The sequence below is a fragment of the Nocardioides dongkuii genome (assembly GCF_014127485.1).
Classification (GTDB): Bacteria; Actinomycetota; Actinomycetes; order Propionibacteriales; family Nocardioidaceae; genus Nocardioides; species Nocardioides dongkuii.
Genome location: NZ_CP059903.1, coordinates 878827 through 892929, shown reverse-complemented (window position 1 = coordinate 892929; position 14103 = coordinate 878827). Strand labels below are relative to the sequence as shown.

18 protein-coding genes are annotated in these 14103 nt (G+C 74.0%); 9 read left to right on the top strand and 9 right to left on the bottom strand.

The window, feature by feature from the left end; all coding sequences use genetic code 11:
* The first annotated feature begins 31 nt into the window (after positions 1-31).
* Positions 32-583 (top strand): maleylpyruvate isomerase family mycothiol-dependent enzyme, encoded by a 552-nt coding sequence (locus tag H4O22_RS04260; protein WP_182525824.1) that lies wholly within the window; start codon positions 32-34, stop codon positions 581-583.
* Positions 584-590: 7 nt separating this feature from the next.
* On the opposite strand, the gene H4O22_RS04255 is transcribed toward H4O22_RS04260, so the two are convergent.
* The 8 genes from H4O22_RS04255 to miaA form a co-directional block, all read right to left on the bottom strand.
* Positions 591-1367: an SDR family NAD(P)-dependent oxidoreductase gene (locus tag H4O22_RS04255; protein ID WP_182525823.1), complete on the bottom strand. Its 777-nt coding sequence runs from the start codon at positions 1365-1367 to the stop codon at positions 591-593.
* 314 nt (positions 1368-1681) lie between these two features.
* Positions 1682-2545 (bottom strand): diaminopimelate epimerase, encoded by an 864-nt coding sequence (gene dapF, locus H4O22_RS04250; RefSeq protein ID WP_182525822.1) that lies wholly within the window; start codon positions 2543-2545, stop codon positions 1682-1684.
* Positions 2538-3203, bottom strand: a complete 666-nt coding sequence (locus H4O22_RS04245; RefSeq protein WP_182525821.1) for a pyridoxamine 5'-phosphate oxidase family protein — start codon at positions 3201-3203, stop codon at positions 2538-2540. Before H4O22_RS04245 ends, dapF begins: the two co-directional genes overlap by 8 nt.
* 50 nt (positions 3204-3253) lie before the next feature.
* Entirely contained in the window at positions 3254-5113 is a 1860-nt protein-coding gene (ggt, locus tag H4O22_RS04240; RefSeq protein WP_220451283.1) for a gamma-glutamyltransferase, read from the bottom strand.
* A gap of 44 nt (positions 5114-5157) precedes the next feature.
* Positions 5158-5694 carry a dihydrofolate reductase family protein gene (locus tag H4O22_RS04235; protein ID WP_182525820.1) on the bottom strand — a complete coding sequence of 179 codons (537 nt, stop codon included), beginning with the start codon at positions 5692-5694 and terminating at the stop codon, positions 5158-5160.
* The gene (locus H4O22_RS04230) at positions 5691-6623 is read right to left on the bottom strand and encodes a helix-turn-helix domain-containing protein (protein WP_244963098.1); all 933 of its coding nucleotides are present in this window, start codon (positions 6621-6623) and stop codon (positions 5691-5693) included. The genes H4O22_RS04235 and H4O22_RS04230 overlap by 4 nt, the downstream gene beginning before the upstream one ends.
* 105 nt (positions 6624-6728) lie before the next feature.
* Complete coding sequence (locus H4O22_RS04225) at positions 6729-7736, bottom strand: serine hydrolase domain-containing protein (RefSeq protein ID WP_182525819.1); 1008 nt, start codon at positions 7734-7736, stop codon at positions 6729-6731.
* Complete coding sequence (gene miaA, locus H4O22_RS04220) at positions 7733-8677, bottom strand: tRNA (adenosine(37)-N6)-dimethylallyltransferase MiaA (protein ID WP_182525818.1); 945 nt, start codon at positions 8675-8677, stop codon at positions 7733-7735. The genes H4O22_RS04225 and miaA overlap by 4 nt, the downstream gene beginning before the upstream one ends.
* Before the next feature lie 53 nt (positions 8678-8730).
* Between miaA and H4O22_RS04215 the strand changes: the two genes are divergently transcribed.
* Genes H4O22_RS04215 through H4O22_RS04195 form a run of 5 tightly spaced genes read left to right on the top strand, consistent with a single transcriptional unit; the run spans position 8731 to position 10279 of the window.
* Positions 8731-8991 (top strand): hypothetical protein, encoded by a 261-nt coding sequence (locus H4O22_RS04215; protein ID WP_182525817.1) that lies wholly within the window; start codon positions 8731-8733, stop codon positions 8989-8991.
* A gap of 24 nt (positions 8992-9015) precedes the next feature.
* Positions 9016-9213 carry a hypothetical protein gene (locus tag H4O22_RS04210; protein ID WP_182525816.1) on the top strand — a complete coding sequence of 66 codons (198 nt, stop codon included), beginning with the start codon at positions 9016-9018 and terminating at the stop codon, positions 9211-9213.
* Entirely contained in the window at positions 9210-9683 is a 474-nt protein-coding gene (locus H4O22_RS04205) for an NUDIX hydrolase (RefSeq protein ID WP_182525815.1), read from the top strand. The genes H4O22_RS04210 and H4O22_RS04205 overlap by 4 nt, the downstream gene beginning before the upstream one ends.
* Before the next feature lie 18 nt (positions 9684-9701).
* Entirely contained in the window at positions 9702-9965 is a 264-nt protein-coding gene (locus tag H4O22_RS04200; RefSeq protein WP_182525814.1) for a hypothetical protein, read from the top strand.
* Entirely contained in the window at positions 9965-10279 is a 315-nt protein-coding gene (locus H4O22_RS04195; RefSeq protein WP_182525813.1) for a hypothetical protein, read from the top strand. Before H4O22_RS04200 ends, H4O22_RS04195 begins: the two co-directional genes overlap by 1 nt.
* A 133-nt stretch (positions 10280-10412) precedes the next feature.
* Here the strand turns inward: H4O22_RS04195 and miaB are convergent, their stop codons facing one another.
* Positions 10413-11903, bottom strand: a complete 1491-nt coding sequence (gene miaB / locus H4O22_RS04190; RefSeq protein WP_182525812.1) for a tRNA (N6-isopentenyl adenosine(37)-C2)-methylthiotransferase MiaB — start codon at positions 11901-11903, stop codon at positions 10413-10415.
* Between the two features lie 59 nt (positions 11904-11962).
* Between miaB and H4O22_RS04185 the strand changes: the two genes are divergently transcribed.
* From H4O22_RS04185 to H4O22_RS04175, 3 genes are all read left to right on the top strand, one after another.
* Entirely contained in the window at positions 11963-12280 is a 318-nt protein-coding gene (locus H4O22_RS04185) for a hypothetical protein (protein ID WP_182525811.1), read from the top strand.
* Positions 12281-12359: 79 nt separating this feature from the next.
* The gene (locus tag H4O22_RS04180; protein WP_182525810.1) at positions 12360-13136 is read left to right on the top strand and encodes an amino acid ABC transporter ATP-binding protein; all 777 of its coding nucleotides are present in this window, start codon (positions 12360-12362) and stop codon (positions 13134-13136) included.
* A 34-nt stretch (positions 13137-13170) separates the two neighbouring features.
* On the top strand, positions 13171-14070 hold the full coding sequence (locus H4O22_RS04175) for a glutamate ABC transporter substrate-binding protein (protein WP_182525809.1): 900 nt from the start codon (positions 13171-13173) through the stop codon (positions 14068-14070).
* Positions 14071-14103 lie beyond the last annotated feature (33 nt).

The following is a 14103-nucleotide window of genomic DNA, read 5'->3' as shown; positions in this document are numbered from 1 at the left end:
CCGCCACCCGTGGCCGGGCCACGATGGCGGCATGAGCAACCACGACCGCCTGTCCGGCTTCCACGCCAACGCCGCCCGCTTCACCTCCGTCGTCGACGCCGGTGGCACCTGGGACGGCGCCAGTCCCTGCGCCGGCTGGACCTCACGCGACGTGCTGCGGCACGTCGTCGAGACGCAGCGCAACTTCCTCGAGCAGCGCGGCGCCGGCCTCGGTCCCGCCCCCGACCTCGACCTCGATCCCGCCCGGGCCTGGGGCGCGCACCTCGCCGCCGTACGCCGGGCCGCCGAGGACCGCGACTTCGTCGAGACGGAGTACGACGGCCACTTCGGCCGCACGTCGGTCGCGGCGACCCTCGCCGACTTCTACGGCTTCGACATGCTGGTGCACCGCTGGGACCTCGCCCGCGGGCTCGGCCAGGACGCCGGCTTCACCGACGCGGAGCTGGACACGATCGAGACCGCGCTCGAGGGGTTCGGCGACAACCTGTACCTCGACGGCGTCTGCGCGCCCGCCGTACCCGTCCCCGACGACGCCCCGCGCGAGCGCGCCCTGCTGGCGCGCATGGGCCGCTCGGCGGGGTAGCCGCCGGCTACTTCGGGGGCATCCGGATGCCGCCGTCGACGCGGATCGTCTCGGCGTTCATGTAGGAGTTGGTGAGGCACTCGAGGACCATCGAGGCCAGCTCGTCGGGGGTGCCGAGGCGCTTGGGGAACAGCACGCTCTCCCCGAGCTTGGCCTTGAACGCCTCGGACTCCGGGCCCTCGCCGTAGATCGGGGTCTCGATCAGGCCGGGCGCGACGGTGTTGAGGCGGATGCCGGCGGCGGAGAGGTCGCGCGCGACGGGGAGGGTCATGCCGACGACGCCGCCCTTGGAGGCGGAGTACGCCGCCTGGCCGATCTGGCCGTCGAACGCCGCGACGCTGGCGAGGTTGACGATCGCGCCGCGCTCGCCGCTCTCGGTCGGGTCCAGGGTGCTCATCACGGTCGCCGCCTGGCGGACCATGTCGAAGGTGCCGATCAGGTTGATCGCGATCACCTTGGTGAAGGCCTCCAGCGAGTGCGCCGACTCGACCTGGCCGTCGCGGCCGATGGTGCGCGAGGCCCAGCCGATGCCGGCGGAGTTCACGACCGCCCGCAGCGGGGCGATCTCGGCGGCGGCCTTGACGGCGGCGGCGATCTGGTCGGTCTGGGTCACGTCGACCTGCGCGAAGACGCCGCCGATCTCCTCGGCGAGCGCCTCGCCCTTGTCGGCCTGCAGGTCGGCGACGACCACGACGGCGCCGCGAGCGGCGAGCTGGCGGGCAGCGGCCGCGCCGATGCCCGACGCCCCGCCCGTGACGATGGCACTGGCTCCCTTGATGTCCATGCACCGGAGGGTAGCGGGACCCCTCGGTCCGCTCCGCTCGTGGTCGTACGCCGGCAACGCAGACCGGGTCGCGGGGTCGCGGGGTCTCGGGGTCGCCGAGTCGGCGCTTGTGTCCGCGCGGGCGGCGGGGCGCGGCCGCCGCGCGGACATAGGCCGGCCGCGCGGGCCGGCGTACTGGACCGACGAACCTGCCGCTTGACCGATGAAGCTCCGTCGGTCAAGCGGACGATTCACCGGTCGACCGGTGAATCGTCCCCGGCAACTCACGCCGGCTCGGCAGGCAACTCACGCCGACTCGACCGAAGAAAGCGCGGTCAGAGGGAGGTGGTGCCCCGGGCGACGATGACGGCGGGGCCGGTGAGGAGCACCCGGCCGGCGGCGGTCCAGGTGACGGTGAGGGTGCCGCCGGGGACGTCGACGCGGTAGGCGAGGTCGGCGGCGGGTGGGCCGTCGCCGGCGGCGCCGTCGCGCAGGGCGGCGGCGACCATCACCGCGCAGGCGCCGGTGCCGCAGGAGCGGGTCTCACCGGAGCCGCGCTCGTGGACGCGCATCGCGACGTGCCGCTCACCGCGAGCGGCGACCAGCTCGACGTTCACACCGTGCGGGTAGACCGCGGGGTCGTGGCCAGGCGGCTCGAGCAGCGTGCCGGCGTCGTCGAGCGACCCCACGAACGCGACCGCGTGAGGATTGCCCATGTCGACGTGAAGGGCGGCCCAACTCGACCCGTCGACGGTCACCGAGGTGTCGCCGAGGACCCGCGGCACGCCCATGTCGGCGGTCACCAGGCCGGAGTCGGCGTCGACGTGCAGGACCTTCACCCCGTCGCGGGTGCCGATCGCGATGGGTGCCGCGGCGTCGACCAGCCCCTCGTCGACCAGGTGCCGGGCGAAGACCCGGATGCCGTTGCCGCACATCTCCGACGCCGAGCCGTCGGCGTTGCGGTAGTCCATGAACCACTCCGCCGCGCCCTCGGGCACCAGCGCCGCGGCCTCGTCGTACGCCGCGGTGCGGACGACGCGCAGCACGCCGTCGCCGCCGATCCCGGCCCGCCGGTCGCACAGCGCGCGGACCCGCGCCGGGTCGAGCGCGCCGTGCACGGTGCCGTCGTGGTCGGGCAGCAGCACGAAGTCGTTCTCGGTGCCGTGCCCCTTGAGGAAGGGGTAGCCCGCGTCAGGCATAGAGGCTCTTCCCGTAGTTCTCCGGCGCGTAGTAGTCGTCGAGCTGCTCGACGGTCATCCCGGTCGGCTCGACCTCCCGGGCGATGACCGCACGCCGCGGGACCCTCGCCTCCGGGTCCCAGGTCTCGGGCTGCCAGAGCGCCGACCGGAGGAACGCCTTCGCGCAGTGGAAGAAGATCTCGTCGATCTCGACGACCACCGCGAGCAGCGGCCGGTGCCCCTTGACGGCCAGCTCGTCGAAGAACGGCGCGTCGGAGACCAGCCGCGCGCGGCCGTTGACGCGCAGCGTGTCGCCGCGGCCGGGGATCAGGAAGTTCAGCCCGACCCGGGGGTTCTCGAGGATGTTGCGGTAGCCGTCGGCACGACGGTTGCCGGGCCGCTCGGCCAGCGCGATCGTGCGGTCGTCGAGCACGTGCACCAGCGACCCCGGCGGGTCGCCCTTCGGGGACGCATCGCACGCGCCGGTCGCCGACGCGGTGGCCAGCACGCAGAACGGCGAGGCCGCGAGCCAGTCACGGTCGACCGGGAGCAGCGCCGTCCGGACCTTGTCGCGCGCGCGGTCCGAGGGCACGCCGAGGACGCCGACGAGCTCGTCGGGCGTGGTGATCTCGACCCACCCGGACGCGCGGGACGTCGAGGCGGGAGCGGGGGTCGGCACCGCACCACGGTACGTCGCGGCGCCGACCCCCGGCCCGGCCTGTCCAGGCGTCACTTGCGCGGGCGCACCACCGCGGCCGAGCCGCCGCCGCGCCGCTCCGGCTCGGAGACCGCGATCATCCGGCCGCCGGGACGCAGCTCGATGCCGGTCGCCGCCCCGATCTGGGCGGCGCTGGTGAGCGCGTCGCCCGCGGGCACCAGCGTGTGGCCGAGCGCCTCGAGGGCCGCGCCGTACTGCTCGATGAACGCCGGCTCCGCGGTCACGTTGGCGGTGTTGCGCTGCGCGGCGCGCGGCATCGCGAGGGCCTGCGGCAGCCCGAGACCGAGGTCGATCCGGCCGACCAGCAGCTGCAGGACGGTGGTGATGATCGTGGAGCCGCCGGGCGAGCCGACCGCGAGGTACGGCTTGCCGCCCTTGAGCACGATCGTCGGCGCCATCGAGGAGCGCGGCCGCTTGCCGGGCTGGATCCGGTTGGGGTCGCTCTTCTCCCAGACCGTGCTGAAGTCGGTGAGCTCGTTGTTGAGCAGGAACCCGCGGCCCGGCACGACGATGCCCGACCCGCCGGTCTGCTCGATGGTCAGCGTGTACTCGACGACGTTGCCCCACCGGTCGGCGACCGTGAGGTTGGTGGTCGAGATGTTCTCGGTGTCCTCGGCCGGCTCCGCCGTCCGCGGCGCGCCGTCGCACTCCCCGTCGTAGGACCGGACGTCGCCGGCCGCGGTGGGCTTGGCCATCGCCTGCGCCGGGTCGAGCAGGCAGGCCCGCTCCGCGCCGTACTCGGGGTCGAGCAGCCGCTTCAGCGGGACGTCGGTGTACGCCGGGTCGCCGACGTACTTGCCCCGGTCGGCGAACGCGAGCGCGCTGGCCTCGAGGTAGTGGTGCAGCGCGTCGGTGCGCGACATGCCGGCGAGGTCGAAGCGCTTGAGGATGTTCAGCGCCTCCCCGACCGTCGAGCCGCCGCTGGAGGAGGGCCGCATGCCGAAGACCTCGTGGCCGCGGTAGCGGACCCGGGTCGGCTTCTGCATCCGGACCTCGTAGCGGGCGAGGTCGGAGGTGCGCAGGTAGCCGCGCGGGACGGGCAGGTCGGTGTTCTTGGTCTTCGGGGGCTTCCGCGCGGTGCGCACGATCTCGCGGGCGAGGGCGCCGTCGTAGAACGGGCGGAGGCCGCGCTCGGCGAGCAGCTCGTAGGTGCGGGCCAGGTCGGGGTTGCGGAACGTCGACCCGACGCGCGGCGCGTCGCCGCCCCGCCAGAACAGCTTGCGGGTCGAGGTGAACGCCGTGAACCGCTCCTCGTTGTCGAGGGTCTGCTGCCGGAAGGTGTCGTCGACGCGGAACCCCTTGCGGGCCAGCCGGGTGGCGGGCGCCAGGCTCTCCGCGAGCGACCAGGTGCCCCAGCGGTCCAGCGCCTTCTGCCAGGTCGCGGGGGTGCCCGGGGTGCCGACGGAGACGCCGCTGGTCACCAGGTCGGGGGTGAACGGGTACGGCTCGCCGGTCGCGGGGTCGATGAACGCGTCGCGGGGGATGTCCTTCGGGGCGGTCTCGCGGCCGTCGATGCTGCGGACCTTGCCCGACTTCGCGTCGTAGACCAGGAAGTAGCCACCGCCGCCGATGCCGGCGCTGTACGGCTCCGTGACGCCCAGCGCCGCCGCGGTCGCGACGGCCGCGTCGACGGCGTTGCCGCCGCGCTTGAGCACGCGCAGCCCGACGCGGGTGGCGTACGGGTCGACGGTGGAGACCGCGCCGCCGTACCCCGTGGCGGTGGGGACCTTGGCGGGGGCCTTCGGCGCGGCGCCGGGTGCCGCGGGTCCGGCGGCGGGCGCGGGAGCCGCCTCGCCGAGTGGTGCGGCCGCCAGCATCGCGGCGGGCATCGCGAGCGCGACGAGGACGGCGGAGATGCGTCTGGTGGTCATGGTTCCTCCCGAGACGAGCGGTCGAAGGACCTGAACGTACCCCGTCAGCGGCGGCCCACCACCTCATATCGGGCGCAGGCGAACGCGCCGTTGCGACCGTGCTCGACGAGCCGGAGGTCGAGGGGGCGCGGGAGCAGCGGGCGGCCGGCGCCGAGGGTCACCGGCGCGACGTGGACGACGACCTCGTCGAGCAGCCCGGCGTCGGCGTGCTGGCCCGCCAGGTCGCCGCCGCCGACCACCCAGACGCCCTGGTCGCCTGCGGCCCGGACCATCGCGGCGTGCACGGTCGGGACCGGGTCGGAGGTGAAGGTGATCCGCTCGCCCACGGGCTCGAGGTCGCGGTGCGTGAAGACCCAGCAGGGCAGGTCGTAGGGCCACGACTCCCCCGACTCGGCGAGGTGGTCGCGCACCCAGCAGTACGTCGTCGCGCCCATCGCGATCGCGCCGATCCCGCGGAGGAACGCGTCGTACCCCAGCGCGCCGTCCTCGTCCTGCTCCTGGGAGAGCAGCCAGTCCAGGGAGTCGTGCTCGTCGGCGATGAACCCGTCGAGCGTGGTCGCCACGTAGTACGTCGTGGTCACCGCTCGCCCCCTGCCTCGCGGCGCAGCCACATCAGCGGGTCGCCCTGGTCGACGGCGAGGCCGGCCTCCCGGAGCAGCTGGCGGACGAGCTGGCGCCGGTGGGCGGCGTACGTCAGGACGTGGGCGAGGATCCCGCCGAGCGGGAAGCTCTCCGGCGGGTCGCAGAGCGCGTCGACGATCCGGTCGTCCCAGGCGCCGCGCCGCTCGACGTCGCGCACGGCGGCCAGCCAGCGCGGGGCGACGTCGAAATGCCGGGCCGTGAGCGCGGCGGGGTCGTCACCGCCGCGGTCGGGGAGGTCGGCGCCCTCGACCGCCGCGAGCCAGACCTCCTTGGTCCAGACGTGGTGCTCAAGCACCGCGGCCACCGACTCCTCGGCGCCGTCCCACTCGGTCACAAGCGTCCCGGGCCGGCGCACGGCGCGGAAGTCGTCGTCCCCGAGCTGCTTGGCGAGGTCGACGAGGTACGCGGTGTCGTCGAGGTCGTGCCGGACCAGGTGGTCGACGAAGGGGTTCACGGTCTGCTCCTGGGCGTGGACCCACAGCGAGGTGGGCGGGTGGAAGTGGATGCCGTTGGGCGCGGGCAGCCAGTGGCCGGTGCGGCCGTCTCCGTCGGGGCGGGCTGCGCTGGGCGGGTGGCCGTACGCACGGGCGAAGGCGCGGGCGAACCCCTCGACCGACTCGTAGCCGGCCGCGAACGCCGTGTCGGTCACCGTCGCGCCGCGGCGCAGCTGCCACGCCGCCCGCTCGAGCATCACCCGGCGCCGCATCGCCACCGGCGGCTCGCCGGCGCCGCGGGAGAGCTGGCGGCTGAAGTGGTACGGCGAGGAGTGGGCGCCGCGGGCCATGTCCTCCAGGCTGCGGTGCTCCTCGTCGAGGACGGCGTCCAGCAGCTCCCGCAGCCGGTCCCGCCCGGCACCCGTCTCGCTCACGCCCCCAGTCTCGACCCGGCCGCCCCCACCGCGCCCGACCGTTCTTGCTCGCTCCCTGTGGACAACCTCGCCGAGTCGGCGCACATGTGCGCCGACTCGGCGGGGTCATCCACAGGTCAGGGCGCGGACCAGTTGGAGGCCGAGGCCGGTGACGCCGCGGGCCTGGGCGGAGAGGACGACCACCGAGGCGCCGGTGGCGGGGACGACGGCGGCGAAGGAGCGGTAGCCGCCGGTGCCGCCGTCGTGCCAGAGGACGTCGTGGGGAAGCCGGAAGCGGGCGGGCCCCGCGCCGCCGGCCAGCACCAGCCAGGCGAGCCCGATCGACAGTCCCGACCCGACCGGGTGGCGCGGCACGGCGGTCTCGCGCGCGGCCTCGGCGAGCGACCCGGTGGCGCCCGGCGCGTGCAGGGCGAGCAGGTCGAGGACGTCGGCGGCGGTCGAGCAGAGGCCGCCCGCGCCGGCCAGCGCGGCCATGTCCCACCGCCCGGTCTCCCGCCCCCAGAAGCCGTGGCCGGGGACGAGCCGGTGCTCCGCACCCGGCGGCGTCGTCACCGCGGTGTCGACCAGGCCGAGCGGGCCGGTCACACGCGCCGCCACCAGCCCGGCGTACGACGTCCCGGCGGCGCGAGCCAGCGCGAGCCCGAGCAGCCCGGCGCCCAGGTTGGAGTAGGCGAGCTTCTCCCCGGGCGGCCGCGTCGGCGTGGTCTCGCGGACCGCCTGCGCCAGCCGCTCCTCGTCGAGCCGGGCGTACGGGTCCCGGCGGTCGCGGGTCAGCCCCGCCAGCAGCAGCCCGGAGGGCAGCCGCGGCAGGCCGGAGTGGTGGGTGGCCAGGTCGGCCAGGGTGATCGGCCGACCGACGACCGGCGGCGCCGCAGGCAGGTACGCCGCGGCCGGGTCGTCGTACGCCACCGTGCCCTCGCGGGCCAGCAGCGCGAGCAGCGTCGCCGTGACGGTCTTGGTCACCGAGCCGATCTCGAACAGCGACGCCGCGCCGTCGGGCAGCGGTCCCCGGGACCAGTACCGCGTCCCGTCAGGGGTGCGGACACCGATCACCATCGGGCGGCCGGTCCCCCCGGCGTCCGCGACCAGCTGCTCGACGGTCCTCGTCCTCACGCCTCCGGCCCTCCTGCGGCGACGGCGGCGACCGCGGCCAGCGCCTGCTCGACCCGGTCGGGGTCGTCGTGGCGGACCCACACGATCCGGGGGTCCTTGCGGAACCACGAGTCCTGGCGCCGCGCGAACCGCCGCGTGGCGATCACCGTCCGCTCCCGCGCCTCGTCGAGGCCGAGCTCGCCACGGAGGTACGCCGCCGCCTCGCGGTAGCCGATCGCGCGCGAGGCGGTGCGCCCCTCGGCGAGCCCCTCGTCGAGCAGCCGCTCGACCTCCTCCACCAGCCCGCCGGCGAACATCGCCGCGACCCGCTGCTCGATCCGCGCGTCGAGGGTGGGCCGGTCGATGTCCACGCCGACCTGGACGGTCGCGGGGTCGACGTACTCCAGCCGCGGCAGGGAGGCGGAGTACGGCCGACCGGTGAGCTCGACGACCTCGAGCGCGCGCACGACGCGACGGCCGTTCTCCACCAGGATCCGATCCGCGGCGTCGGCGTCCACCGCCCGCAGCCGCTCGTGCATCGCGGCGGGGCCGACCTCGGCCAGCTCCTGCTCCAGGCGCGCGCGCAGGGCCTCGTCGGTGCCCGGGAACTCGAAGCGGTCCAGCACCGCGCGGGTGTACAGCGCCGAGCCGCCGACCAGCACCGGCGGCAGCCCGCGCGCCCGCAGCTCGGCGACGACGTCGCGCGCCCAGCGCTGGAACTCCGCCACCGTCGCGGTGTCGCGCACGGTGAGGGTGTCGAGCAGGTGGTGCGGGATCCCGCGCCGCTCGGCGGGCGGGAGCTTCGCGGTCCCGACGTCCATGCCGCGGTAGACCTGCATCGCGTCGGTGTTGACGACCTCGCCGCCCAGCCGCTCCGCGAGGTCGAGGGAGAGCGCGGTCTTGCCCGAGGCGGTGGCCCCGACGACCGCCACGATCGGCGGGGCGAGGGGCGGCCTGGGCATGTGGCTAGTGTGGCGGGCGGGGGTACGGGAGCCACGACCAGGAGGAGAACACCATGACCGAGCCGGACCAGCACGACGGCCGCGAGACCCCTCCGCCGCCGCGGTCTCCGCTGCGCGAGGACCAGGCCGACGCCCCCATGGCGCCGATCGAGGGCGCCAAGGAGCCCGGCCCCGAGGTCGACCGCGTGACCAAGCGCGACGACTCCCACGACATCCCGCCCGTGACGGGCGACCCCGACCTGCAGCAGGACGCCTCCGGGCGTGACGCGCAGGAGGAGAACGCCGAGACCTCGCTCGACCAGCCGTCCCACTGAGGACAGAACCCGAGAGGAGACGCCGTGACCGACGTACCGATCGAGAAGCCCACCGAGGACGTGGCCGAGGACGTGCTGCCCCCGGCCGAGCCGGACCCGGAGGAGTACGAGGCCGGGGAGCGCGAGCAGGTCTCCGACGCCACCGGCACCGCCTACGCACCGACCGGCGAGCCCGAGTCCACCCCGCACGACGAGGAGCCGGTCGAGGACGACGACGCGTGACCCACGGCCGCTTCGTCGTCGTCCCCGCGGCGTACGTCTTCCTGCTCCGCGACAGTCCCCGCGACGGCGCCACCGGCCCCGAGGTGCTGCTGCAGCTGCGGCAGGGCACGGGCTACATGGACGACCACTGGGCCGCGGCCGCCGCCGGCCACGTCGAGCAGGGCGAGACGGCGTACGACGCGGCGCGGCGCGAGGCGCTCGAGGAGATCGACGTCCGCGACCTCGACCTGGCGTTCGTCACCGCGATGCAGCGCACCCGCGGGGGCGAGCCGATCGACGAGCGGATCGACTTCTTCTTCACCGCCCGCAGCTGGACCGGCGAGCCCCGGATCGTGGAGCCCGCCAAGTGCGCCGACCTGCGGTGGTGCCCGCTCGACGACCTGCCCGAGCCGGTGGTCCCCCACGAGCGCGTCGTGTTGGAGGCGCTCCGGACGGGTACCGCGCAGGCTTACACGACCTTCGGATTCTAAAGCCCCAGAGGAGAACCGGTGCCCGACGAGACTGACCTCGGCCCCATGCCCGAGCCCGAGATCGAGCCCCGCGAGCCCAACCCCGGCGGGGCGGACGCGCTTCCCGAGTCCGGCGAGGCGCTGCCCGCCGACCTGTCGACCGCCGCGAACCCCGCGGTCGACGAGGACGCCGCCCCGGACGAGATCCAGGAGGGCGAGGACACCTCGACCGAGGCCACCGACGCCTCCGTCGAGGAGGCCGGCCGCAAGGACACCGGCAGCAGCGAGGAGGGGAACGCCTGATGAGCCACGAGGAGCCCACCGACGTCCGCGACTCCACCCCCGGCTCCACCGGCCCCGACCGGGCCGCCGGCGGGATGGGCGTGAGCAGCGAGCGGGTCGGCCACGCCGGCCCCGGCCAGGAGGCCACCGACGGCATCCGCGACGTCCGCACGGCCCCGGACTCCGACGACGCCGGCCCCGACGAGGAGGCCGCGCCCGAGCAGGCCCGCGGCGGCGTCGAGACCAACCCCGTCGACCCGGGCTCCAAGGCCGGCTACCCGAGCAAGAACCCGCGCTCCGCCGAGAAGCCGTACGACGCGCCGCCGGACGTCTGAGCCGGCCGCCGCCGCCGGGACGTCATACGAGCTGGCGGCGATAGCGACCCGCCCGTATGACGTCCCGCCGGACGTCATCCGACACGGCGGCCATAGCGACCACCGCGTATGACGTCCCGGGGACGGCGAAGCCTCAGCGGCAGGCGGGCGCGTCCGGCAGCGGGGCGGGTACGCCGAGGGTCGGCATGCCGAGCGTGACGCCGACCGGCGCGGCGGGGGCCGCGTGCCGGGCCTCCCACGCGTCGCCGGAGCGGGTACGGCGGACCGCGTGCACCCGGTCGGCGACCAGGTGGTGCGGCGCGGCGTAGGTGACCTCGACGGTGACCATGTCACCGGGGCGCGGGGTGCCGAGCTCGGGACCGGGCGCGGCGAAGTGCACCAGCCGGTTGTCGCGGGCCCGGCCGGAGAGGCGGAGGGTGGCGGCGTCCTTGCGCCCCTCCCCCTCGGCGACCATCAGCTCGACGGTGCGCCCGACGAGCAGCTTGCCCTCGTCCCAGGCGACCTGGTCGACGACCTCGACCAGCCGGCCGTACCGGTCCTTGACCACGTCCGGCGGGACCTGGTCGGGCAGCGTGGCAGCGGGGGTGCCCGGCCGCTTGGAGTACTGGAACGTGAAGGCGCTGGCGAACCGCGACTCGCGCACCACCCGCAGCGTCTCGAGGAAGTCCTCCTCGGTCTCGCCCGGGAAGCCCACGATGATGTCGGTGGTGATCGCGGCGTCCGGCAAGGCGGCGCGGACCCGCTCGATGATGCCGAGGTACTTCGAGGACCGGTAGGACCGGCGCATCGCGCGCAGCACCCGGTCCGAGCCCGACTGCAGCGGCATGTGCAGCGACGGCATCACGTTGTGGGTCTCGGCCATCGCCTCGATGACGTCGTCGGTGAACTCCGCGGGGTGCGGCGAGGTGAACCGCACCCGCTCCAGCCCCTCGATGTCGCCGCAGGCACGCAGCAGCTTGGAGAAGGCCTGCCGGTCGCCGAACTCCACGCCGTACGCGTTGACGTTCTGGCCCAGCAGCGTCACCTCGGTGACGCCCTCGTCGACCAGCGCGCGCACCTCGGCCAGGACGTCGCCGGGGCGGCGGTCCCGCTCCTTGCCGCGCAGCGCGGGGACGATGCAGAACGTGCAGGTGTTGTTGCACCCGACCGAGACCGAGACCCACGCGGCGTACGCCGACTCGCGCTTGGTCGGCAGCGTCGAGGGGAAGACGGCGAGCGACTCGAGGATCTCGACCTGCGCCTCCTCCTGCACGCGGGCGCGCTCGAGCAGCACCGGCAGCGAGCCGATGTTGTGGGTGCCGAAGACGACGTCGACCCAGGGCGCGCGCTGGGTGATCGTGGTGCGGTCCTTCTGCGCCAGACAGCCGCCGACGGCGATCTGCATCCCGGGCCGCGCGGCCTTGATCGGCGCGAGGTGCCCGAGGTTGCCGTACAGCTTGTTGTCGGCGTTCTCGCGCACCGCGCAGGTGTTCAGGACGACGACGTCGGCCTGCTCGCCGGCGGGCGCCGCGGCGTACCCCGCGTCCTCCAGCAGGCCGGTGAGCCGCTCGGAGTCGTGGACGTTCATCTGGCACCCGTAGGTGCGGACCTCGTAGGTGCGCGGGGCGATCGTGGCTGCAGACATGACCCCCCGAGGGTACGGCGGGCCGCGCCGTCGCGGGGAATCCGTGCCAGGCTGGCCTCATGCCCTCCCGCTGGTCGATCGGCTCCCGCGACTCCGTGCTGTGCCTGTGGTCCGACGGGTCCGTCCTCTCGATCGGCAGCGTCGGCTCCGCGGCGTCCGTCGGCAGCGTCGGCTCCTTCGCGTCCGCCTTCAGCGTCGGCTCGGCGATGTCCTTCGCCTCGGTCCTGTCCTCCCAGAGCGCCGGCTCCGTGCTCTCCTCGCAGGCCCGGAACGCGTTCTCGGCCTCCCGCGCCAGCGGGCCCGGCGGACGTCGTACCGGCGCGCTGGTGGCCGCGGCAGCGGTCGCGCTGGTCCTGGCGTCCCGGTCCCGGGCGTAGGTCACGGGCTGATCACTATTGGGTCGAGCCACGGGCGGCGGTGGCCCCCGTGGAGCAGCTGCGACTAGGGTCCCCGACCATGACCGCACAGGAGTCCACGCCGGTCTCGGCCGGCCGGGGCGAGCCCCTCGTCGTGCTCGACCACGTGGACAAGTGGTTCGGGCAGCTGCACGTGCTGCAGGACATCAACCTCTCGATCGCCCGCGGCGAGGTCGTGGTCGTGATCGGGCCCTCGGGGTCCGGCAAGTCCACCCTGTGCCGCGCGATCAACCGCCTGGAGACGATCGACAAGGGCACGATCAGCCTCGACGGCCGGCCGCTCCCCCAGGAGGGCAAGCAGCTGGCCGAGCTGCGCGCCGACGTCGGCATGGTCTTCCAGAGCTTCAACCTCTTCGCCCACAAGACGATCCTCGAGAACGTCACGCTGGGCCCGATCAAGGTGCGCAAGGAGTCCAAGGCCGACGCCGAGAAGCGGGCCATGGAGCTGCTGGAGCGCGTCGGGGTCGACCACCAGGCCCAGAAGTACCCCGCCCAGCTCTCCGGCGGCCAGCAGCAGCGGGTGGCGATCGCCCGGGCCCTGGCCATGGAGCCCAAGGTGATGCTCTTCGACGAGCCCACCTCGGCGCTGGACCCCGAGATGATCTCGGAGGTCCTCGAGGTGATGGTCGACCTCGCGAAGCGGGGCATGACCATGGTCGTGGTCACGCACGAGATGGGCTTCGCCCGCACGGCCGCCGACCGGGTCGTCTTCATGTCCGACGGCGCCATCGTCGAGGAGAACACCCCCGACGAGTTCTTCACCAACCCCCGGAGCGATCGGGCCAAGGAGTTCCTCGGCAAGATCCTCAAGCACTGATCCTGCACTGATCCACGAGCAAGGAGACCAGCACATGCGCATTCCGACCAGGTTCAAGGCCGCCACGGCAGCCCTGCTGCTCGCGGGCAGCCTCGCCGCGTGCGGCGACGCCGGCAGTGACGACGAGGGCTCCGACGTCGAGGCGGAGGAGGTCGAGGAGGGCAAGTTCGAGGAGGGCTCGAAGATGGCCGAGCTCGCCGAGGCCGGCAAGATCACGGTGGGCGTGAAGTACGACCAGCCCGGGCTCGGCTTCAAGGGCGCCACCGACGAGCTGCCCAGCGGCTTCGACGTCGAGATCGCCAAGCTCCTGGTCGCCGACCTCGGCATCGACCCCGAGGACACCTCGGCCGTCGACTACAAGATGACCATCTCCGACAACCGCGAGCCGTTCCTCCAGTCCGGCGAGGTCGACCTGGTGCTGGCGTCGTACTCCATGACTCCCGAGCGCCAGCAGGTCGTGGGCCAGACCGGCCCGTACATGGTCACCGGCCAGCAGCTGCTGGTGAAGAAGGGCAGCGACATCACCGGGGTCGAGGACCTCAAGGGCAAGGAGGTCTGCTCGGTGACCGGGTCGACCTCGCTCGAGAACGTCGAGGCCGAGGGCGCCAAGCCGCGCGGCTTCGAGACCTACTCCGAGTGCCGCGACCAGGTGCTCGACGGCACGGTCGACGCGATGACGACCGACGGCTCGATCCTGCTCGGGTACGCCGCCCTGAACCCCGACGAGCTCGAGGTCGTGGGTGAGGAGTTCTCCGAGGAGCGCATCGGCGTGGGCTACCCGAAGGAGAACCCCGAGATGTGCGAGTGGATCAACGGCGTCATCGAGGAGTCCATCGAGAACGGCGACTGGGCCGCGGCCTTCGAGTCGACGCTCGGCAAGTCCGGCGCGGAGACCCCGGAGCCCCCGGCGCTCGACGAGTGCCCGGCCGCCTGAGCGACCGAGAAGACGACGACGTACCGATGACGA